The sequence below is a fragment of the Paenibacillus aurantius genome, from assembly GCF_032268605.1.
In the GTDB taxonomy this organism is placed as follows: Bacteria; Bacillota; Bacilli; order Paenibacillales; family NBRC-103111; genus Paenibacillus_AO; species Paenibacillus_AO aurantius.
The window spans coordinates 2,103,561-2,126,034 of the sequence record NZ_CP130318.1; the positions used below are offsets into that span (position 1 = coordinate 2,103,561).

Sequence of the window (22,474 nt, forward strand, 5' to 3'; positions counted from 1 at the left end):
AGAACCGGAGGCGGAGCCTTCGGTTCTTGCCGCAGCTGGCACAAGGAAAGAAGAATCTTACCCCGAAAGGAAGAAAGGATTATGGAGAAAATCGGCTTCGGAGTGGTCGGCTGCGGCTTTTTTGGCGGGGAGTTCGCGAGAATTCTTCAGGAAATGGAGGAGGCTAAGGTAACAGCCGTTCTGGGAGGGAGCGGACCAAGCGCCAGGGAAGTGGCGGAACAGGTTGGCTGCGAGCTGGAGGAGGGGCTGGAGAAGCTGGTCAGCCGGAGCGACGTTCACGCTGTCGTGGTGGCCAGTCCGAATCATCGGCACAAGGAAGCCGTTCTGGCGGCCGCGCATCACGGCAAGCATGTCTTCTGCGAGAAGCCGGCCGCCTTGAGCCTGGAGGATGCCCGTGAGATGGTGCTGGCTTGCCGGGAGGCCAAGGTCCAGCTGATGGTCGGCCATATTCTTCATTTTTTCCGTGGAATCGAACAAGTCAAGAGCTGGATCCGCTCGGGTGCCATAGGCCGGCCCCTCGTCTGTCATGCGGAGCGGACGGGCTGGGAGCAGAAGCAGGAAGGGGTGAGCTGGAAGAAGAGGCAGGACGAAGCGGGAGGGCACCTGTTTCATCATATTCATGAGCTGGATCTCGTGGTGGCGCTGATGGGGACCGTTTCCTCCGTGGGAATGATGGCGGGGAATTTGGCGCATACCGGCGAGGGATTTGGCGATGAAGACGATGTGCTGCTTGTCAGCCTGTCCTTTGCCGGAGGGGGCTTCGGCACGCTGCAGTACGGCTCGGGCTTTCAATGGGGGGAGCATTATATCAAGATCAACGGCTCCGAAGGAGCGATCAAGATAGACTTCCGGAATTCGGTCGTCGAATGGCGGGCGGGTGGCGTGACCCAAGCGGTTATCGGGCTGCACGGGGATCCGGACGAGGATGCGGAGCGGGTCCGCTTGTATCGGATGCTGGATGGCGGCGTGATTTATGGGGATCCGCAGAAGCGTCCCCCGGCATTTCTGCGCACACCCATGCGGAGGGAGATGCAAGCCTTTTGCCGCGCCATTCAAGGGAAGCCTATGCAGGAGGATAAAAAGCTTCTGTTCGACGGAACAGCGGCCCTTCGTTCCGTAGCGGCGGCTTCGGCTGCTCTTCAAGCCAGAGACCGGCAGCAAATCGTCAGGCTGGACTCCGTGCTGAAAGATCTTCCTTAAGGAAAATCATTTACAAGAAGCCCAGGCTGCGTTATAAATGTATATAATGGTATGACCATAATATCGAGAGGGGGCCGACCGAGATATGAACGTGATGGATATGTTTAAGCTGGACGGGCAAGTAGCCGTTGTGACGGGCGGCTCCGGCTTGTATGGGGCCCATATTGCGGAGGCTTTATGCGAGGCTGCGGCAACGGTTATTTTGGCTTCCCGCAGCCGGGAGAATTGTGAGCGCCAAGCCCGTTTGTTTCAGGAGAGAGGCTTTGAAGCAAAAGGAATGGAGCTGGACCTGTCGGACGAAGGAAGCATTGCCGCATTTGCCGCCATTATGGAGAAGGAATACGGCGGGGTGGACATTCTTGTCAACAATTCCGTTTCGCGGACGGGACTGAATGATTTGGAGAAGACGACACCCGAAGGCTGGCAGCAGGCCCAGCAAGTGAACGGACTTGGCGTTATGCTTCTTAACAAAGCCATCATCCCGATGATGCGTCGGAGGAACAAGGGGAATATCATTAACATTTCTTCCATTCAGGGAATTTTGGGTCCTCATTTTCCTGTTTATGCCGGAACCGACATGACCAGCGGAATAGAATACACCTACGCCAAATGGGGACTGGTGGGGATGACCAAATGGCTCGCCAACTTCTACGGGAAGGACAACATCCGTGTCAACTGCATCAGTCCCGGCGGTTACAATCCGGTCGGCACGGAGAAGGAAATCCGTTCCGAGCCTTTTCTCAAGCAGTACATAGAACGCACGCCGCTTGGCCGGATGGCGGAGAACGACGATATTAAGGGCGCCGTCGTGTACCTTGCTTCCGACGCTTCCAAGTATGTGACCGGCCATAATCTCGTGCTGGATGGCGGATGGAGCAACTGGTAAAGGGAGCAGGCGAACCTCGGGTTCTTGAAGCGGATATCGAGGTTTTCGTTGACAATTGGTGGAGGAGCCGATAGGATGAGAATAAATCGGTAATCTGGTCTAACCATTATATATTTAAGAGGGTAAACTTATAATTTTTCTCTGGTTGGAGTAATGGAGGATGTGCCTAATGATGAACAGACCGGTCGTTTCTTTCTTCATAGGAAGTCCGGGCAACTCATCTGATACATAAGATCCAGTCATCAGGAGTTCGGCAAAATGGTTATATAAAGGGGAGGCTCATGGGTATGAAGCGGAAAATGTTTCTCGGGATGTCCATGGTATTGATTGCGGGGATGGTAACGGCTTGTTCCAGTCAGTCGAACGGTTCGGGCGCAGGCAGCTCAAGCGCTCCGGGCAGTTCGGCTGCGTCATCGCCTAAGGCCGAAAATGTGGAACTCACCTGGTGGACGGACAGCAACGCGGATATGCAGGACATCTACAAACAGTACAAAGCGGACTTCGAGAAAGCCAATCCTAATGTCAAAATCAACATCGTGGCCCAGCCGGATGACAAAATCCAGGAGCGGATCAGCATCGCGGTCAACACGAACGCTCTCCCCGACATTCAAGAGGGCAGCATTGGCTGGCCATTGACTTACGCCAAAAAAGGCCTGCTCGTCCCGCTGGACGAGATCATTCAGAAGAATGACTTTGATCCGGGCGTCCTTAACTCGCTCGCCGTGGATAAGAAGAGCTATATGTATCCCTTCAACTTCACCGCCTCGGCCATGATGGTCAACCGGGATTTGTTCAAGGCCAAAAACGCCGAAAATTTGCTCCCGAAAGACATGGGAACCTGGACCTACGACCAGTTTAAAGAAGCCGCCAAGGCGGTCAACGAGCCCTCCAAGCAAATTTATGGCTTCGGTACCTATGCCGGAGATATCGGAGGCGACCAGGGCCATCACATGTTTCTGTGGGGGTTCGGGGCCAAAACGTGGGCCGACGACAACATGACGGCTGTGCTGAACTCTCCGCAAGGAGCGGAAGGGCTGGAGTATCTGATCAAGATGGTGGAAGAAGGCTTAACCCCTCCCGGAACGGCGGGACTGAAGGCCGGTCAGGTCATCAACGAGATGTTCCTTCAGGGCAAGGTCGCCATGACGTTCGGCAGCATCGGGAATTTCTCGGCCTTTAACAAGGCATGGAACGAAGGCAGCGCCAAAAAATTCGATGTCGATCTGGTTCCTTATCCAAGCAAAGACGGAAAATCCTCGAACACGGTGCTTTTCGGCTCCAGCTATTGGGTGTGGAACACGAAGAACGAAGCCAAAATCAAATGGTCCAAGGAATTCGTCAAATTCGTCAACACGAAGGAGAACATGTCCAAGCTGACTAAGCTTCCTTCGATTATCGTTCCGCTCAAATCCCTGGCGGGAAGCTACGATGCCAACTCCGCTCAAGGCAAGACCTTGAAGCTGTTCCAATACGCGGGGAACATCGGGGTGGCAATTCCCGGTTATTCCGAAACTCGGGCTGCTTTCACGCCGGAGCTTCAGGCGGCGTTCACGCGCAAGAAAACCCCTCAGCAGGCGCTGGATGCGTGGGTAACCAAGGCGAATGAAATAGTCAAGAACGCATCGAAATAAGGCTTGACGGAAGGGGCTGCCGGTTAACCAAGGCAGCCTTCTTCCTAGAATGTTGGGGAGAGAGGGGGCAGCCGTCCATGACGAGCCGGCTGGCGAAGGATTATTGGGGATATTTTTTCATCGCCCCGTTTCTGCTTGTGTTTCTCTTATTCGAAATCTATCCGTTTGTGGATGCCCTTTATTTGAGTCTTTTCGATTACGGTCTCGGGAACAAAGAATGGGTGGGGATGGCTAATTATGTATCCCTTTTCAAGGACGAGGTATTCCGCCGGGCGCTGCTCAACACCTTCCTGTATGTGGCAGGGGTGGTTCCCGTTACGTTGATGTTCTCGATCCTTGCCGCCAGTCTGATTATCCATAAATCGGCGGCCGCCGCCTCCTTCTTCCGGGCAAGCTTCTACCTGCCGATTATCGCCTCCCAGGTTATTCTGTCGACCACATGGCTGTGGATCTACAACCCCGTGAACGGGATTGCGAACTACCTGCTGTCCCTGCTGAATCTGGGACCGGTGACTTGGCTGTCCGGGTCGGCGGCAACCGCCTTGGTCTCCGTCATGATCGTGGTGGTGACATGGAGTGTCGGGCAGCCGATCATTCTGTTCCTCGCGGCACTAGGGAACATTCCTCCCTCTTATTATGAGGCGGCGTCCATTGACGGGGCTTCGGTGTGGACCCAATTTTGGCGGATTACCCTTCCGCTGCTGAAGCCGACCGTTCTCTATGTCGTTATTACAAGCACGATAGGGGCATTTCAGACGTTTGTAGCCGTTCAGCTGCTGACGGGCGGGGGGCCAAGCTACGGAACGACAACGGTCATGTACCTTCTCTACCAGACGGCGTTCCAGTTTGGGAAACTGGGATTGGCATGTGCCATGGGAGTCATTCTGGCTTCTATGATTTTCATCATTTCCATCATTCAGTTCCGGGTTCTGAAAACGGACGTTGAATACTGAGGAAGGGGGAGGAACAGATCAGATGAGACTGGCGAAATGGGGTTCCGACCTCCTTCTTTACGCATTGGCTATCTTTTTCTTATTTCCGCTGTATTGGATGATAACCGGCTCGTTCAAGAGCCAGTCGATTACCATCAAAATGCCGCCGGAGTTAATCCCGTATCAGCCGGTCTTAACGAACTACAAGTCTCTGATGAAGAGCAGCGCCGTCTTCGATTGGCTGATCAACAGCGTGCTGGTGGCCGGTCTCGCGACAGTCTTTACCTGCCTGATCGCCACGATGGCCGGCTACGCCTTGACCAAGAAGCGGTTTGCCGGAAGAGGCCTTATCTTTGGGGCGATTATCGCAACCATGATGGTTCCCCGGCAGCTCGGGCTGGTGCCCATGTTCATTCTGATGAGAGACCTGCATCTCGTTAATCATTTGGCAAGCGTCATTCTGCCAACACTCGCGCTTCCCTTCGGGGTGTTTCTGATGAGGCAGTTCAGCCTTACCGTCCCGAACGAGCTTCTGGAAGCCGGGCGGATGGACGGCTGTTCCGAAATCGGATTGTTTACAAGAATTTTCCTTCCCTACGTGCAGCCGGGCATCGGGGCGCTGGCGATCTTCATTTTCTCCTTCTCCTGGAACGATTATCTCTGGCAGCTGGTTATGCTGAGCGACACCCACAAGATGACGATCAATGTCGGCATCTCGACCTTGATCAGCGAGTTCAATGCCAATTACGGGATGCAGATGGCGGGGGCGACCCTCGGGTTTATCCCTGTTCTGGCCATGTTCCTGATGTTCCAAAAATACTTTGTGAGGGGAATTACCGTGGGAGGCGTAAAGGGCTGATGTTTTCCAGGAGGGCGGCGGAAAGTCGTTTCCATTCCAAGGACGAATAGAGAGAGGGAAAGACAGTGGATAAACCGGAAAAAGTAAACCTTTCCCACCTGGTAACCGAACGAATCAAAAGCTTTATTCTGGACCGGGAACTGAAAGAAGGAGATAAGCTCCCTTCGGAGAAACAGCTGGTCGAATCCCTTGAGGTAAGCCGCACCGTGGTAAGAGAAGCCCTTAAATCCCTGGAGCTGCTCGGTATCGTCAAAATCAAAACAGGTGACGGGATCTACGTGGACGGGTTGTCCTTGAAGCCGATCCTGGATCAAATGTCCTTCCGCTGGAAGCAAAGCGAAACCCGCATGAAAGAATTGTGGGCCACACGGCGCATTCTGGAGCTGGGGGCGGTAGAGATGGCGATCAAGCATTACGACCTGGACCTGATTAGTCAGATGGAAGAATGGAATGAAGCCTTTAACCGGAAAATCGCTCTGCAGCAGGTTCCCTCCGAAGAGGATCTTCAGTTCCACCGGACCCTGTTTAAAGCAACGGGCAACCATACCTACTTTGAGTTCTCGGAAGTGCTGACCGACTTTTTTATCAACATCCGGCAGCTGCATTTCGGCAGCATGGAAGGAATGAAGCTGTCCCTTCTGGAGCACCGGACTATCGTCAAGCGGATCCGGGAGAAAGATATGGCGGGGGCCAAGCGGGAAATGGACCGCCATTTGAGACCGCTGAGGCGTTATATAGACCAATAGGGGGGATCGAATGTTTGCCGTATGCAGCACATGTCAGCACCGTACCGATAATCCGGCTTTGTACAGCTGCCCGGTATGTGGAGAAGGGGTCCTGCTGATGCATTATGATGCCCCCTCCGCAGGCTGGCAGGACGAAGGGCAATCAGGCATTTGGAAGTACCAGGAGCTTCTGCCCCCTGTGCCGCTTAACCGCCGGGTCTATTTGGGGGAAGGGGCAACTCCTCTTATCCGAAGCGTTTCGCTGGAGAAACGGCTGGGGCTCGGGGAGCTGTATTTTAAATATGAAGGAAGCAACCCTACAGGTTCTTATAAGGACCGAATCGCCGCCATGGGCATTTCCTGGGCGCTGGCCCATGGCCGTAAGGCCTGCATCGGCACTACCTCGGGCAATGCCGGAGCCGCCGTGGCCGCCTATGCCGCGAGGGCAGGCCTTCCTTACCATCTGTTCGTGCTGGAGCATATGGCGCAGACGAAGCTCGCCCAAGTGCTTGTCCACAACGCCCAGGTCCGAAGAGTCGCCGGATTCGGAACAAGTCCGGAAGTGGGAGACACGGTATTCAGCAGAATCTTTGAAGCGGCCGGCTTGAAGGATTGGGAGGTCATGATTACCGCTTTCCGCTATAACCCTTACGCCATGGAAGGGGTCAAAACCATCTCCTTCGAGCTGGCCGAGCAGCTGCAGAACGTGCCTACCCAGGTCTATACCGCTGCGGGGGGAGCGGGACTTTTTGTGGGCGTATGGAAAGGCTTTGAGGAGTTGTTCCGGCATGGCCTTCTCTCCGCCAAGCCCCATATGGTCGCCGTCCAGTCGGCCGGCTGCTCGAACCTTGTAAGGGCTTACGAAGCGGGCGCGGAGCAGCCGGCGCCCGGGGCCTCCACCTCCCAAATTTCCGGGCTGCAGGTGCCGAATCCTCCTGACGGCAAGGTTGCCCTATCGCTTATGAAGAAGGGCGACGGTTCCTCTCTTGCGGTGGAAGATGAAGCGATATGGGAAGTGCAGCGGCAGCTGGCGGAAGAGGAAGGAATCTTCTGCGAGCCGGCAGGCGCGGTTTCCGTCGCCGGAATGATGAAAGCTCTGCAGGGGAAGGAGGGGAACCGTTCGCAGCGGGTCGTCTGTGTCATCAGCGGGGCCGGCTTTAAAGACAGTGCCAGACTGTCGGCCATGACCGCCGATAAACCGGTTCCCCTGCTTCCGGCCGACGGACTGGACATTTAACCGAGGGAAGTGACAAAAGGATGACCACGATTTCCATAGGCCTCATCGGGCTGGGCCGCTTTGCCGCCCTGCATGGCCGCATCTGGCGCCAGCTGCCCCATGTTCGGGTTGCCGCCATTTGCGATAGAGATCCGCAGCGCTTCGAGGCTTTCAAGGAGTGGTTCCCGGAAGCCAACAGCTACACGGATTGGCAGGAGATGCTGAGCCGGGAGAAGCTCGATGCGGTGGATGTGCTGACCCCGGAGCATCTGCATGCCGAGCCGGTCCTCGCTTCCCTGCAGGCAGGAGCTCACGTCTTTGTTGAGAAGCCGTTGGCTCACACTCCCGAAGAAGCGATGAGGCTTGTTCACGCAGCGGCTTCTTATGACCGTCACCTGATGGTCGGGCATGTGCTGCGATTCGATGCCCGCTACGCGGCGGTGAAATCCGAGCTGGAGGAAGGCCGCTATGGTCCGATCCGGTCCATCTATGCCAAGCGCAACAATGGAAAGAGGTTTTTTCCGATCTACAACCGGATTCATCCGGTCTTCATTCTGGGCATTCATGACATCGACCTGATGCATTGGTATATGGAGGACCGGGTGCGGGAAGTGATGGCGATCGGCACCAACGGGACGGAGGATACCGGCGCTCCCACCGACCTCAGCTGGGCGATGCTGACCTTCCGCCATGGAGGGATCGGTATTCTGGAGAACCACTGGCTGCTGCCGGACGGAGCCCCGTCATTTGCGGATATCCGGATGGAGATTGCCGCCTCCCACGGCTCCCTTGTCATCCAAGAGCCGGATTATGGCGTCCTGAGGACGGACAATGCCAAGACAGAGGGGCTCTCGCTGCATAACGGGTTCGATCTTCACGGACAGACCCGCGGTCCGCTGGCGGCCGAGCTGGAACACTTCATCGAGTGTGTAAAGACCGGGACCCCATCCAACCTGCTGCGCCCCCTCGATGCCTTGCATGCCGTTCAGGTAGCCTGGGCCATTCAAGAGTCCGCCAAGCTGGGGAAATCGGTCCGCCTCGAGCCGCTGGAAGGCCCGGTCCCGGGACCATGAAGCTTACCGAACAAGTGTATGTCGTGGGCGGAGGGGACTTGGGCTACCGGATCAGCAGTCCGTTCGACTGCAATGTGTTCCTTCTCGACGGGGGCGGCGAGTATGTCATGATCGATGCGGGGTCGGGGATAAATCCCGGAACCATTGAGGCTAACCTCATAGCCGACGGAATTCCGCCCGAGAAGATCCGGGCTCTGATCCTAACCCATGCCCATGCCGATCATGCCGGAGGAGCCGCCTATTGGAAGGAGCGCTGCGGGGCCGCCATCTTGGCCGGAGCGCTAACCTCCGACATCCTGGCAAGCGGGGACGAGGAGAGGATCTCCCTCCCTGACGCGAGAAAGGCGGGGGTTTATCCTCCGGAGTATCGGTTTGAGGCTTGTACAATAGACAGAGTTCTGAAAGAGGGCGACCTTATCCCTGTAGGGAGCCTCTCTCTTCAGATCATGGCGGCACCCGGCCACAGCGCCGATATGATGGCCTTCTACTGCCCGGAGCTTCAAGCTCTTTTTGGCGGGGATGCCGTTTTCGAGGGAGGTAAGCTTGCCGTCCTGACTACCTATGACTTCTCGCTTGAGGAATACCGGAGGACGATAGCCGATATGGCTAAGCTTTCAGTCGGACAATTGTTCCCTGGGCACGGACCCGCTGTTCTGCAAGAGGCTCAAGAATCGGTTCAGCTGGCACAGCGGCGATTTGAACGGGGAGAACCGCCGATTAGTATTGTGTGAGGCGGAAACCTTGAAACACGAATGAACTAAAGGGAGGCAGGCACATGACCGATCCCATCATACAGAAGCAAGAGGAAGAGGTATGGGGGGATTGTCTTCCCGGCCAGAAAATTTCTTCTTCTTTGAAGCTCCCGGGCGATTCGGGAGAGTCCCTTTCCCTTCCGGTTCTTCAGCTGGCGGGACCGGCCGAAGGCCCTTGTCTCCTGGTGTTCGCAGGCATACATGGAGACGAGTACGAAGGAATGGAAACGATTCTGCGTCTCTACGCCCAATTGTCGCCGGACGATATCCGGGGAAGGCTGATCATGGTACCAGCCGCTAATCCGTATGCCTATCGCGGCGGAACCCGAATCACCCCGGAGGACGGGATGAACTTGGCTCGTGCTTTTCCGGGCGACCCCAACGGTTCCTTGACGGAAAGGCTGGCGTTCGAGCTGCACCACCGGTTCCTGACCCGAGCAGATTTCCTGCTGGATCTGCACAGCGGGGGGACCCATTATGCCGTGGCGACCTTGGCCGGATACTATCATGCGGATTCCGAGCTTGGCCGCCGGTCCCGTGCCGCAGCCGAAGCCTTCGGAACCGGTCTGCTGTGGGGGCACACCGACATTGCCGGGGGCCGGAGCATTTCCTCCGCCCAGTCTCTAGGCATTCCCTGGCTGTACACCGAGGCTTACGGAGGACAGCGAATCCGCCCGGAGGATTCGGAAGCATTCTTTACGGGGACGCTTCGGCTCATGCGCCACCTGGGCATGCTTACCGGCCCGGAGCGCTGGAAGCTGGATAAGGAGCCGGTTCCCATTAAAACCATTTATGGGGACGGCAATTTTGATGCTTCCGTTGTTTCGGAGACGGATGGATTTTTTATTCCTGCGGTGCCGCTTGGGTCTGAGGTTACCTGCGGGGATATGATCGGGGCCATTGTCAGCTTAACGGGCGCCGAGAGGCAGGAGGTTCGCGCTTATGCCGACGGGTACCTTGTGATGATGGTGGGAACCCCGAAGGTGGAGCGGGGACAACCGTTATATTTGCTAGCTTCATTGAAGCCGTAACAATCGCTCATGGTTAGGCATGATCATTTGGCTGAAGATAAGGAGTGAAGATTACGATGAAAGACGGATTTTATACGGCGCTTGGCACACCGGTTGACGACTCGGGCCGGCTTCTGGCCAGCAGCTTGATCAAGCACGTGGAGGATCAGCTGACCGCGAACCCTTCCGGGCTGCTAGTGATGGGTTCCATGGGGATTCAACCCAATATTAAAGACTCCGAATATGCGAAGGTGGCACGGACGGCGGTGGAAGCCGTGAAGGGGGCTTGCCCCGTTCAAGTGGGAGTAATGGACAATTCAGTGGTCCGGGTTGCGGATCGAATCCGCAGCCTGGAGGGGCTTCCGATCGACGGCGTGGTCGCGACCACCCCTTATTACTTCCCGCTTACCCAATCGGAAGTCCTTGCGTTTTTTACGCACATCGCCGACCTTTCGCCTTATCCGGTCTATTTGTACGACCTTCCGGGGGTGACGAAGACGAAGATCGCGGCGGCCACGGCGATAGATTTGATGAAGCATCCCAACATAGGGGGCATCAAGACGGGAGACCTGCCGACCGCCCGCGTGCTGAGCCGGGCGAAGGAAGAGATCAAACCGGATTTTCACATCCTGTTCAGCGGCTTGGATGTGTTCGATACCGCTTATGCTTACGGCATCCGCAAAAACCTGGACGGCATGTTCAGCTGCACGACGGCTTTGGCGGGAAGCATGTACAGAAGCCTGGAGCAGGGAGACACCCGGCAGGCCTCCGACGATCTGGACCGCATTCTGAAGCTTCGGGATATGTTCGTGGAGGTGGGGGTGTTCCCGGGCTTTACGGCGGCGATGAATCGGCTTGGCTTCGAAGGCCGGTTTCACGCGGACTATACCCCATCCCTTTCGCCGGAGCAGGAGGATAAGGTCCGAGCGTGCCTGCAGACGATCGGCCTGATCCGTTAGAAACAACATCATAGGTTGGACCATTCACCATTCAGAAAGCAAGACCTGCCGGTTGGCAGGTCTTTTTGTATGGAGCATGCCCCGAGGCACGCATCTTCTTGCCGGTGAAGGAGGGTTTAGCGGCGGCCAGAGCGAAAGAAGAAGGAAGAAGGATCTTTTTTGGCATTCTTGGAAAGGAGTGGGTTCCTTGGTCAATCGGCTCTGGTCCATCGTCCGCCATAAGCATTACTATTTCAAAATGGTCACCTTTACGATGTTGATCTGTCTGGTGCCTATCATCGTGATGAGCCTCTTCTTCTACCACAATGTTCAAAGCTCCATGCGCCAGGAGATCGAAAAGGCCAACGACCGGTATGTGAACCAAATCGTCCAATCCCTCGAGATGGTGGTCAAGCAGATCAATGACGGCTTTGCACTCTTTATGACGAACCGGATCTTCGCCGAATTCGAGCTCTATTCCTTGAACAATTATTACAACGAATTTGACGACAAGTACAAATCGGACGATATGCCGGCTCTCCTTAACTATATCAACAGCAAGGCCGCCTTGCTGGAAAACCTCGATAAGCTGCGAACCTCGAACAAATACATCCAATCGGTCTATTACGTCAATTACGACAAGGGACTGGTCTTCACATCCGGCTACCGGCAGTATCCCCTTGCCGGCTTCTACGATCAGGGCTGGGACAAGGGCTTGGAAGAGAATACCCTTAGCTATCCGATGATTGAAGAGGTGAGAGAATCCGTTCAGCCGGATGGGAGTACCCTGCGGGTGGTCCCCGTTATTTTTCGCCCCTTCTCCAAAAGCTACTGCGTCATTATTAATTTGAATACGGAAGCCATCTACCGGAATATCGTAGGCCGGCTCGGGGAGAGCAATCTCTCCATCGCCGCCTTCTCCCAGAACGGGTCTCCCCTCCTTTACGACGCCCAATCGGCCGAAGCTATAGACAATGTCTCCCAGGCCATCACCGAACAAGCCGTGACCTCCGATCCGACAACCGAGTCCCGAACCCTTCACAAACTCGATCGGGAGGGATGGCTCATCACCTGGAAATCCTCTGAAGGCTTGGGCTGGAATATCGCGGGCATTGCCGATCTAAACAAAATGTACCAAAGCTCGGTCCGTGTCCAAAGGCTCTTCTTGACCGTTACCCTTCTGCTCCTTCTTGGTTCCGCCGTTCTTACCTTCCTTAGCAGCAGGAGCATGTACAAGCCCATTCTCCGCTTGCTTCAGCTAATTAATACCGGAGATTTGGCAAGCCGGTCGAAGGGAGAGTTTCAGCTGATCGGCCAAAGCCTGGCCGACGCCTTCGAGGCGAGGAACAAGCTGCAGCTGAAGCTGAAGGAGAGCTTCCCGGCTTACCAGGAGAAATTTGTCCGCTCGCTGCTTAGGAGCCCTGGCTGCGGAATAGAGGAAGCCCACGAAAAAATGGCATTCTTCGGCCTTTCCCTGGAGCCGGAGAGCCTCTATCTTCTTCTGGTCTCCCTGGACTGGAGGGAATTAAAGGCGGCCCCGGATATCGAGAGCAGGGAACTGGAGCATCTGTCCGTTATGGAAACGATGGCCGCTGCCACCGGATCTTCCCGGAATCCCCTGCTGGTGGAGCTGGCGGATGGGGGGATCGTGGTGCTGATGAACGCGGAGGAAAGCGAAAGGGCGGTAGTCTTCGCTGCGGCGGAACGGATTCGGGAGGGGCTCTTGAGTGCCCATGGCCTGGAGGGAACAGTCGGAATCGGAGGCTATTGTGAAAGCGTCCGGGATCTGCCGCGTGCCTTCCGAGAAGCCAAGGAAGCCTTGAATTACCGCAAGTTTGCCGGGGGAAGCGTGGTTTATATCGGGGATATCCGGATGGAATCCGCAACACCCGCCCCTTATCCGAAAGAAAAGGAAATCTCGCTTATCCTCAGCATTAAGAATGGCGACGAGAATCAAGCCACCCGTATTTTCCGTGATTTCGCCCAAGAGGTATGCGCCGACCCAGCCCATGCCTCCTTCACGGAGGTGCAGCAAATCTTCCTGATTCTGCTTGTCCGGTTAATGGAGACGGCCCGGGAGCTGAGCATAGACGGGAAGGAGCTGCTGCCTGACCGCGAGCCCGTCATCGCCGTCTTCCTAAAGAAGACCGAATGGAAGTCCATGCTCGAATGGTTCGAGGGGCTGATCCGGGCGATGACGTCCCGGATTGAGGACGCCTTCGAACAGAAGAACAACAAGCACGTGGGGAGGGCTAAACAAATCTTGGAAACGGAATGCGGGGAAGCCTCCCTGACCATGGTGGCGGAACGCCTCAATCTTAACCCGGCCTATTTGAGCCGAATCTTCAAAGAGCACAGTGGAATAACCTTTACCGATTACTTGAATAAGGAACGGATCCGCCATAGCCAGAAGCTTCTGCTGGAGACGGACCTGCTGGTTCAGGAGATCAGCAGCAGACTCGGGTATTCGCAGGTCAATTCGTTTATCAAGCTGTTTAAGGCGATGACGGGCTTCACTCCAAGCGAGTACCGCAAGAATCGGGGATAGCCGCGATACTCTTATCTTTACGGGGATGGACTTTTTTTTACCTATGTCATCAAATCGCTCCCTTACGTAGGCATTTCCTCATTGGCGAGCCCCGGAGGCGGGGCTACCATTAAGACAGCGACGTAAGCGGGCAGGGGAAGAGCAATCTTCCCATACGCTTTTGCCGTTGCAAGATACTACAATGGGGGAATGCGTATGTTGGATACGAAATGGAAGCCTAAGGGTAAAAGCCTAACCGTCCTGACGACTTCGGTTATGGCGGTAAGTCTGCTGTTGTCCGCTTGCGTCAAAAGCAAGGACCCGGAGAGCCAAGACGCCGGTTCGGATCCACAAGTCGATCCTTCGAACCCCTATAAGAAGCATCTCGAGATCACCTGGATGGGACACAACGCCATCGGCAAAATCTATGGGGAAACCCCCATGCAGAAGCTTATTGAGGAGAAATTCAACGTCACCATCAAGCCGGTTCCCATCGATATTTTTAATCAGGAACAGGTAAATCTCTATTTTGCCGACGGGAAAACCGCGGATTTTATCCGTCTGAACGGAACCTTGGCGGGAATGAGTGCGATCATGGACCAGGGCGTCTTCAAGGAAATCCCCGAGGAAACGCTCCGTAAATACATGCCGAATTGGATGAAAGCTCTGGAGGGCATGGTCGACCCCAAAATTGTAAAAAGCTCCATGTACTATGACGGCAAGCTGTACAGTGTGCCTTTCTTCAACTATGCCCAGCTGCAGCCTTGGGTCATGGCCATCCGCAAGGACTGGCTGGATAACGTGGGAATTTCCAAGATGCCGGAGACGATGGAAGAGTATCATGAAGTGCTGAAACGTTTTACTTATAACGATCCCGACAAGAACGGCAAGAACGACACGTACGGCGGCCACGGCTTGCAGCTGTACCTGAAGGGTGCTTTCGGCATCGGCGCACCGGATGTGAACTACTATGCAGACAAGAGCGGCAAAGTTTCTGCAACCGCTACCACCGATAACTACAAGGCCTACTTAAAGGTTCTTCAAAGCTGGTATAAGGAAGGGCTGATCGATCCGGAATCGATCACCGACCAGCGTCCGCAGCAGCGGGTCAAATGGAGCACCGGCAAAATTGGCGTGCTGGCCGACCATCCGTGGTGGTATGCCTCGAATACGGTGGGCAATTTAACGAAAATGCTGACGGACAATAACCCGAATGCCAAGGTGGAGTTTTTCAAGCCGTTTGCGGGACCGGACGGGCAGAAGGCGACCGGAAACATCCCTTTTCCCGGAATGCAGTTCGGCTTCGGCTTCGGAAAAGACACAAGCGACGAGAAAATCCAGCGGATCATGGCCATCAAGGATTATTTTGCCGCGGATGATGAATTCTGGACCCGCGTGTTTTATGGAGAAGAGGGAAAAGGGTATACCCGGACGCCCGAGGGGATTATCCAGGTAACGCCGGAATACCAGAACGTGGATAAAACGGTAGCGGAGGGGTCGAACCAGTATTTTGCCCTTCGCCCTGACACGTGGGAATACCAGAAGAAGAATATCATCTATAAAGTCGATATGCCGGCCTACGACATCGCCATGAACAGCCCGGTCGTCTACAACACGGTCAATTTCGTCACGACCTCCACCAACAAAGCGGCGGCCAAAAGCGGAGCGGCGGTCAATACGCTCGTCCGGGAGTTCGAAACGAACGCGATGACCGGAAAGCTCGATATCGACAAGGAATGGGACGCGTTCAAGAAGAAATTCCTCGAGGTCGGAGGACAGGCGATTATCGACGAATACCAGAAGCAGTATGACGCCGTCAACAAAAAATAAGAGCTGGCCATCATAAAGGACAGGAGGGATAGCTGGTGAGCGGTACCGCTGTCGGTGCTTCAACTGCAGCTGCCAGAAGAAAGCGTCTGGCTCGTCCGAATGGGAAATACGGCTACTATTATTTAATGGCGGCGCCCGCTTTAATCGGGTTCTTCCTCTTTCATTATGTCCCCATGTACGGCGTCATTCTCGCCTTCAAGGATTACAAATTCGCTTTGGGGATTATGGGAAGCCCCTGGGTCGGCTTCGAGCATTTTGAGCGCTTCTTCACGGATCCGTTCTTCTGGCGCATTCTGAGGAATACGGTAGTGATCAGCTCCCTTCATATTCTGTTCGGATTCCCGGCGCCGATTGTTCTCGCGCTGCTGTTCAACGAGCTCGTTCACAAACGGTTCAAAATAGCCATGCAAACCATTTCCTACTTGCCCCATTTCATGTCCTGGGTCATCCTCTCGGGTGTCCTGATCGAGGTGCTCTCCCCATCCCGCGGGGCCGTTAACTACCTCATTACCCTGTTGGGAGGGAAGCCGGTTTATTTCCTCGCGGACTCCCATTACTTTGTCGGGGTGCTGATCGCGAGCCACGTATGGCAAAGCGTCGGATGGGGAAGCGTCGTCTATTTGGCCGGCATGGCCGGTATCAACCCGGACCAGTATGAATCGGCCCGAATCGACGGCGCCACCCGTATTCAGCAAATGCGCTACATCACGATTCCCTCGCTCGTTCCGATCATGACGATTCTCTTTATCTTGAGCGTCGGCGGGATTCTGAATGCCGGCTTCGATCAAATCTTCAACCTGTACAACCCGGCCGTTTATCATGTGGCCGATGTCATTGACACGTATGTGTACCGCGTAGGCTTGCTGGAGACGAAGTACGGGTTCTCTACAGCCGTCGGGCTTGTCAAGAATGTGGTGGGCCTGGTGCTGGTGCTGTCCGCCAATTGGATCATCAAACGGTTTAACGAATACGGATTATGGTGAGGTGAACGGATTGAATGCTCAGAACCATAGACGGCTCGCAGACAAGCTTTTTGATATAGGCAATTATACCTTTATGATCGGGCTTTCCCTCTTGTTCCTCTACCCCTTCTGGGATCTGCTGATGCTGTCGTTGACCGCACCGGCTTATGTGGACCGGCTCGGCCTGCGTTTCTGGGCGCACGGCTTCAACCTGGATTCCTACCGGCAGGTATTCCGGTCCGACATCATCTCCTACGCTTATGCCAACACCGTTTTTCGGACCGTGGTGGGGGCCGGCTTGACGGTGCTGGTCACGCTTGGCGCGGCGTTCGCCCTCTCCCAGAGGAAGCTGCCCCTGCGTAATACGATAACCCTGTACATCCTGCTGACGATGTTTTTCCAGGGTGGCTTGATCCCCTCTTACCTGAACATGAAGTCGCTTGGCTTGATCGGTTCCAAGTGGTCGCTGATTCTGCCGTCTCTCGCCAATGCCTGGTACATTATCCTGGCCCGCAATTTTCTGATGACGTTTCCGAAGGAGCTGGAGGAATCCGCCATCGTGGACGGGGCTAACCCGCTGCAGGTGGCGTACCGCATTCTGCTGCCGCTATCGATGCCTATTGTTGCCGTGATTGCCTTATGGTCGGCCGTCAGCCATTGGAATGCCTGGTTCGATGCCATGATTTATTTGCGGGATAAGCATGACTATGTACTCCAGCTGCTCGTTCAGAAAATTCTGCAGCAGGACCGGATCGATCCGACGAATACCGGAACGTACATCCAGATTACATCCCAGGTGACCAGCCAAACTATCAAAGCGGCGACGATCATAGCCGCTACCTTGCCCATTATTCTCGTTTACCCGTTTCTTCAGAAATATTTCGTCAAAGGTGTCATGGTAGGTTCGCTCAAGGGCTAACCCCGGGAGAAGAACCAGCATCCGACCTAAGGGGGAATGACGGTGAACCATAGGATGAAAGGAAGAGTGGAACTTGGCGAACCCGTAGTCGTTTCGCAGGCTCCGGAAACCGTTCGGGCTTGGGGACCTTGGCAGTTCCCTGTTCTGCACAGACTGCCGGACGGCCGGCTGTGCGTCGAATTCCATAAGGAGGCGGATTCCATTCTCGCCTACGGGCTGCCCAAAGGGTATGCCGTCTCTGGGGATGGAGGGGTAACCTGGCAGGAAACCCCTCCTATGGACATAGGTCTCCAGCTTGCCGGCGGGGATCGGCTGGCCCCTTATCTTAAGAAGAGTGAGGAGATACCGTCCAGTGCCATTCAAGGAGAACCGGTGTCGGAGAACCGGTCCTCCTACGGTCCCCTCCAAGCCTACTACAGGGTGAAGGATTTGCCGAAGGCCCATCAGGTGTTCTATTTTAAGAGGCAAAAACGGGGAGAAACGGAGTGGAAGGAGGAGCAGGCTTTCATCGAGATTCCGGACGCCTTGAAAATGAGGCAGTCCGGCCACCTTCCCCATTCCGCCTTCTGGCGGATGAGAGAGGCGCCGGACGGCTCGATTTGGGGGATCCACTACCAGCATGCCAGGACCGCGGATCAGGCACCGGTTCACTTCCATTGTCTATTCTTTCGTTCGACCGACGAAGGGCGGACCTGGGAGTACCGAAGCACCATTGCCTATGAGCCGGACCCGCAAGCGGATGAGAAGAGCCTGCTTAGGGACGGATTTACGGAGCCGGATGTCTGTTTTCTGCCGGACGGTTCGCTATATGCGTTATTTCGCACGACGGACGGCCACGGCATTGGCCCGCTGTACGAAAGCCGGTCGCTGGATAACGGGAAGACGTGGAGCCGGCCGGCCGTATTCGATTCCCTTGGGGTGTGGCCGAATCTTCTCCACCTGCCGGAAAGCGGCATCACCTTGGCGGTGTACGGCCGGCCCGGCTTGTTCCTGCGTTATTCGCAGGATCCGGAATGCCGGGTCTGGAGCGGCCGGGAAACCGTCATGCTCTCCGGACCGCAGGAGGGGATCAATCAGGACACCTGCGCTTATGCGGGCCTGATTGCCTTGAACGATAACCAGGCGCTGTTGGTGTATTCGGACTTCCAGTACCCGCGTGCGGACGGCGTACCCTGCAAAACCATACTGGCGAGAAAAATCACCATTACCTGAACCGGAGAGGACACCGGTGTCGGGCTCTGAGGAGGAAACGAGGATGAAGCTTCGGAAAATCAAAGACTTGGTGATTTACCAAGACGGGCAGTACAATACTTTTCCTAACGCGGTCTCGCTTTCGGATGGAACGCTGATGGTGGGCTTTCGCCAAGGCCGGGACCTGCAGCGTTTAATCGGCAAGACCATGCATATCGATCCGGCCTCCAAAGCGGTTCATGTCAGATCCTCGGACGGCGGGACCTCTTGGGAAACAACCGCTGCCCTGCTGCATGACGATTTCCTGTACGGCATTCAGGATCCGTGTCTGAATGTGCTGAAGGAAGGCACGCTGTTTGCTACGTTCTTTACCTGGAAGGTGATGGCCAAGGAGGATGGGGGGAGTATAGGACCGGCGGATCATGTCATGGAAGACCAATGGGTCGGCCGGCTGGAAGGCTTGTACTCCATTCGTTCCGCCGACAACGGAGCAAGCTGGGACGCCCCGGTCCGGATCACGGCCGGCGCCGCCGCCGTCAGGGGCAATGCCGCGGAGCTTGGGGACGGCTCCCTTGTCTTGGCCACCTATGGAGGAAACGAGTTCGGGGATAAGATGACCATCGTCCGAACAACGGAACGGGGGCTCACCTGGACGCTGTCGGCCGTTCTGGAGCACGAGGACTACAAGCTTCAGGAACCTAACCTTTATTTGGCACCGTCGGGTAAATTGGTAGCCTTCATCCGGACGGCCCCCAAGCGGAAGGGAGGGTCCGCCGAGACGGCCTGTCCGCTCCTGACGGCGGAATCCGTGGATGGTGGAAAGAGCTGGAGCGGGCTGACGGAACGTCCCTTTTATTCCCCGAGCCCCTTTCACGCCCTTCGTCTGCGAAGCGGCCGGGTGCTCGTTTCCTATGGCTACCGGCTGGAGCCCTACGGGGTCCGAGCTTTCCTGCTGGATGCCGAATGCGGTTTCGAAGACGTGGAGGAGACCATACTGCGGGAAGACGGGCTCGGCACCGACATCGGGTATACCAGTGCGGTGCAGCTTCCGGACGATAGCATTCTGGTCACCTATTACTATTACGGCGAATCAGGCTACCGGTACATTGCCGGAACGATTTGCAGGGAGGAGTAGGGCCAAAATTCAGAATTATTAAGGCTTTAGGATTGACAGAAGTTTTGTAACCATCCTACACTTGGTTTAGGCGATACTTGGAAAATGATGCCTACGATTCCAAAATGATGGAGGGATTTTGCTCCCCAATGGGATGGTCCGTACCCTATGTCCAAGTAAGGAATGACCAAAATCCTTTTTAGGAGGTACTGAATTTGAATCTGTTCAAGAGTAAGTGGAAAGCCCGTTTGCTGGTTTCGGTTGCCGCTGTCTTGCTTCTGCTTGTTTTCAACCCTTCTTCCTATGCCAGTCCGGGGCTGCATAAGGATTACTGGGTGGCGGTTACCGATCAGGGCTCGGAAGAAATTCGCGTCTATGACCCGGAGAAAAGCAGTTGGGATGACAAAAACGCCCTTAAATGGTCGTGGGCCCCGTCGGAGTCTAACGGATTTGAGGGACTCACGAAGGGATGGGGGCTGCCGTCCGACGTCAAGCTGAGGGAAGGCCGGACAGGCGGGAAATACATGCTGGTGACGGATTCCCGCGGTCTTGCGGCCGTCGTCCCCTACCCGTCAGGCAACAGCCGGACATGGGGCGTGATCGTTGGCGGAAACCCGCATGCCGCCGAGCTGCTGCCTGATGGAAATGTCGCCGTAGCGGCGAGCGCGGGCGGCTGGGTACGACTATATACCGCATCACAAGGACCTGATTCTTCTACTTACACCCAGTTTACGCTCCCAGGCGCTCATGGCGTGTTATGGGATCCGGAGAGGGAAGTGCTCTGGGCGGTCGGAGACTATTATTTGGTGGAGCTGAAAGTCAAGGGAACCCCGGAGGCCCCGATTCTGGAAGAAATTCACCGGAAGCGCCTGCCGACCAACTGGGGACATGATCTGTTTGCCGTGTACGGAGATACCGACAAGCTGTGGGTCACGTCCAATACCAAGGTATACCAGTACAGCAAATCAGAGGACGTCTGGCTGGAAAACTATGAAGGCGCTAGCGATATCAATCACCACTGGGTAAAAAGCATCAGCAACCAGCCGTCCGGCCAGGTGGTGATGACGAACCAGAAGGCGGGAACGAAATACACCTGGACCACCGATCAGGTTGACTTCTTTCAGCCGAACGATCTAAGGACTGTAACCGGCGGCGCCTTCTATAAGGCCCGTGTCTGGAATTCCGATTATCAATAAGGGATAACCAACACGCGGGACGAAGCGTTTGAAGGAAGTCAACAATTGGTTGGTAAGACGAAGTGAACCTTCGTGTTCACGAGAAGACTGTCTACAAAAAGAAAACGGATTGGAGTCCATGGCGTCTCCCATCCGTTTTCTTTTTGAGCGATGCTGCTTCCGTTGAATAACGAGCTTGGGCACATTATTACGGGGATATTCCCATACCGACCTTCGCAAGCCAACGCAGCAGCTTCTTTCTTGTTGATTCTATCCCTTACCTTATTCCACCGGATTTTTCCGTTCTGCGAGATAGCAGCCGATCCCAAGAGCCAAGGCGAGTCCCACAAGAACGGCACCGACCCACGGCAGAGCAGTCAAGGACAGATGGGTGATCACCGCCCCGCCGATGAAGGCGCCCGTAGCATTGCCCAGGTTACCGGCGGAATGACTAGTGGTCGAGGCCAAAGCCGGTGCCGACCGGGCCAGGCTCATGATGCGGACCTGCATCCCCGGGAAGACGGCGAAGGAAGCGGCTCCCCATAGAAAAATGGTCACGACGGCGGCAGCGGGATGATGAACGGTAATGGTAAAAGCGGTCAGGATCACGCAGATCGTCAAATAAAGACCAAGCAGGGAAGGCATCAGCTTCCAATCCGCCAGCTTCCCGCCGAGGAGATTGCCGGCCGTTACCCCGCAGCCGAAGAGGATGAGGATCCAGGTTACACTGGACTCGGCAAAGCCCGTCACCTGCACGAGCAGCGGGGTGATGTAGGTAAAGACGGCAAACAGGCCGGCATTCCCCAGAACGGCGATCACCAGAAACAGCAGGAGCTTACGGTTGACCATATCCTTAATCTGGCGGAGGACGCTGACCGGCTGCTCCTTCTGGAGGGACGGGATGAAGAGAAGGATGCCGACCAAGGTCACGGCCCCCATGAGGGCAATCGAACCGAACGAGGCCCGCCATCCCATATGTTGGCCGATATAAGTACCCATCGGAACGCCGATGATATTGGCAATGGTAAGCCCCGCCATCATCAGGGAGACGGCTCCGGCCCGTTTGTCCGGATGGACGAGGCGGGAGGCAATCACCGCGCCGACCCCGAAGAACGTCCCGTGGGTTAAGGCCGTGATCATCCGGGCGGCCATCAGGACGGCATAGCTTGGGGCAAAGACGGAGAGAACGTTGCCCCCAATAAACAAAACCATCAGGAGACAAAGCAATTTCTTCTGGGGGATTTTGTGGGTAAGCACCGTCAGGAGAGGAGCCCCTACGGCTACTGCCAGCGCGTACATCGTAATGAGCTGCCCCGCTGCAGAAATGCTGACGTTCAGATCCTCGGCCACGTTAGGCAGAAGCCCCATGATGACGAATTCCGTCATCCCGATCGCGAACGCTCCAACGGTAAGGGAAAGCAAAGAGAGGGGAAAGGCTGCCCGGGCAGCGTCTCCTTGAAGCTTAGGATGTGTTAATTCCATGATGTTCCATTCACCTTTCTATCTAGAAAGCAGAAAGCCTGCCGGCTGATTC

The 22,474-nt window shown here is 55.5% G+C and carries 19 protein-coding genes; 18 read left to right on the forward strand and 1 reads right to left on the reverse strand.

Features of this window, described 5'->3' with window-relative positions; genetic code table 11:
* Positions 1–81: 81 nt before the first annotated feature.
* The 18 genes from MJA45_RS09585 (at position 82) to MJA45_RS09670 (ending at position 20,961) form a co-directional block, all read left to right on the forward strand.
* Entirely contained in the window at positions 82–1,200 is a 1,119-nt protein-coding gene (locus MJA45_RS09585) for a Gfo/Idh/MocA family protein (protein ID WP_315607036.1), read from the forward strand.
* 85 nt (positions 1,201–1,285) lie between these two features.
* Positions 1,286–2,086 (forward strand): SDR family NAD(P)-dependent oxidoreductase, encoded by an 801-nt coding sequence (locus MJA45_RS09590; protein WP_315607037.1) that lies wholly within the window; start codon positions 1,286–1,288, stop codon positions 2,084–2,086.
* 287 nt (positions 2,087–2,373) lie between these two features.
* Positions 2,374–3,717, forward strand: coding sequence for an ABC transporter substrate-binding protein (locus tag MJA45_RS09595; RefSeq protein ID WP_315607038.1), 1,344 nt, complete (start codon positions 2,374–2,376; stop codon positions 3,715–3,717).
* A 77-nt stretch (positions 3,718–3,794) separates the two neighbouring features.
* Complete coding sequence (locus MJA45_RS09600) at positions 3,795–4,670, forward strand: carbohydrate ABC transporter permease (protein ID WP_315607039.1); 876 nt, start codon at positions 3,795–3,797, stop codon at positions 4,668–4,670.
* A gap of 22 nt (positions 4,671–4,692) precedes the next feature.
* A complete protein-coding gene (locus tag MJA45_RS09605; RefSeq protein ID WP_315607040.1) occupies positions 4,693–5,508 on the forward strand; it encodes a carbohydrate ABC transporter permease in 816 nt (271 codons plus the stop codon).
* A gap of 65 nt (positions 5,509–5,573) precedes the next feature.
* Positions 5,574–6,254: a FadR/GntR family transcriptional regulator gene (locus tag MJA45_RS09610; protein ID WP_315607041.1), complete on the forward strand. Its 681-nt coding sequence runs from the start codon at positions 5,574–5,576 to the stop codon at positions 6,252–6,254.
* A 97-nt stretch (positions 6,255–6,351) separates the two neighbouring features.
* The gene (locus MJA45_RS09615; protein ID WP_315607042.1) at positions 6,352–7,470 is read left to right on the forward strand and encodes a pyridoxal-phosphate dependent enzyme; all 1,119 of its coding nucleotides are present in this window, start codon (positions 6,352–6,354) and stop codon (positions 7,468–7,470) included.
* Positions 7,471–7,490: 20 nt separating this feature from the next.
* Entirely contained in the window at positions 7,491–8,522 is a 1,032-nt protein-coding gene (locus MJA45_RS09620; protein ID WP_315607043.1) for a Gfo/Idh/MocA family protein, read from the forward strand.
* Entirely contained in the window at positions 8,519–9,253 is a 735-nt protein-coding gene (locus tag MJA45_RS09625) for an MBL fold metallo-hydrolase (protein ID WP_315607044.1), read from the forward strand. Before MJA45_RS09620 ends, MJA45_RS09625 begins: the two co-directional genes overlap by 4 nt.
* A 44-nt stretch (positions 9,254–9,297) precedes the next feature.
* A complete protein-coding gene (locus MJA45_RS09630; protein WP_315607045.1) occupies positions 9,298–10,305 on the forward strand; it encodes a succinylglutamate desuccinylase/aspartoacylase family protein in 1,008 nt (335 codons plus the stop codon).
* Between the two features lie 56 nt (positions 10,306–10,361).
* On the forward strand, positions 10,362–11,243 hold the full coding sequence (locus tag MJA45_RS09635; RefSeq protein WP_315607046.1) for a dihydrodipicolinate synthase family protein: 882 nt from the start codon (positions 10,362–10,364) through the stop codon (positions 11,241–11,243).
* Positions 11,244–11,430: 187 nt separating this feature from the next.
* Entirely contained in the window at positions 11,431–13,770 is a 2,340-nt protein-coding gene (locus MJA45_RS09640) for a helix-turn-helix domain-containing protein (protein WP_315607047.1), read from the forward strand.
* 195 nt (positions 13,771–13,965) lie between these two features.
* Positions 13,966–15,579 carry a DUF3502 domain-containing protein gene (locus tag MJA45_RS09645; RefSeq protein ID WP_315607048.1) on the forward strand — a complete coding sequence of 538 codons (1,614 nt, stop codon included), beginning with the start codon at positions 13,966–13,968 and terminating at the stop codon, positions 15,577–15,579.
* Between the two features lie 35 nt (positions 15,580–15,614).
* The gene (locus tag MJA45_RS09650) at positions 15,615–16,562 is read left to right on the forward strand and encodes an ABC transporter permease (RefSeq protein ID WP_315607049.1); all 948 of its coding nucleotides are present in this window, start codon (positions 15,615–15,617) and stop codon (positions 16,560–16,562) included.
* A gap of 10 nt (positions 16,563–16,572) precedes the next feature.
* On the forward strand, positions 16,573–17,460 hold the full coding sequence (locus tag MJA45_RS09655) for a carbohydrate ABC transporter permease (protein ID WP_315607050.1): 888 nt from the start codon (positions 16,573–16,575) through the stop codon (positions 17,458–17,460).
* 42 nt (positions 17,461–17,502) lie between these two features.
* Entirely contained in the window at positions 17,503–18,672 is a 1,170-nt protein-coding gene (locus tag MJA45_RS09660; protein ID WP_315607051.1) for a sialidase family protein, read from the forward strand.
* Between the two features lie 43 nt (positions 18,673–18,715).
* On the forward strand, positions 18,716–19,786 hold the full coding sequence (locus MJA45_RS09665; RefSeq protein WP_315607052.1) for a sialidase family protein: 1,071 nt from the start codon (positions 18,716–18,718) through the stop codon (positions 19,784–19,786).
* A 194-nt stretch (positions 19,787–19,980) separates the two neighbouring features.
* On the forward strand, positions 19,981–20,961 hold the full coding sequence (locus MJA45_RS09670) for a DUF6528 family protein (protein WP_315607053.1): 981 nt from the start codon (positions 19,981–19,983) through the stop codon (positions 20,959–20,961).
* Positions 20,962–21,222: 261 nt separating this feature from the next.
* Here MJA45_RS09670 and MJA45_RS09675 read toward each other — a convergent pair whose 3' ends face one another.
* Positions 21,223–22,422 (reverse strand): MFS transporter, encoded by a 1,200-nt coding sequence (locus MJA45_RS09675; protein ID WP_315607054.1) that lies wholly within the window; start codon positions 22,420–22,422, stop codon positions 21,223–21,225.
* Positions 22,423–22,474: the final 52 nt, after the last annotated feature.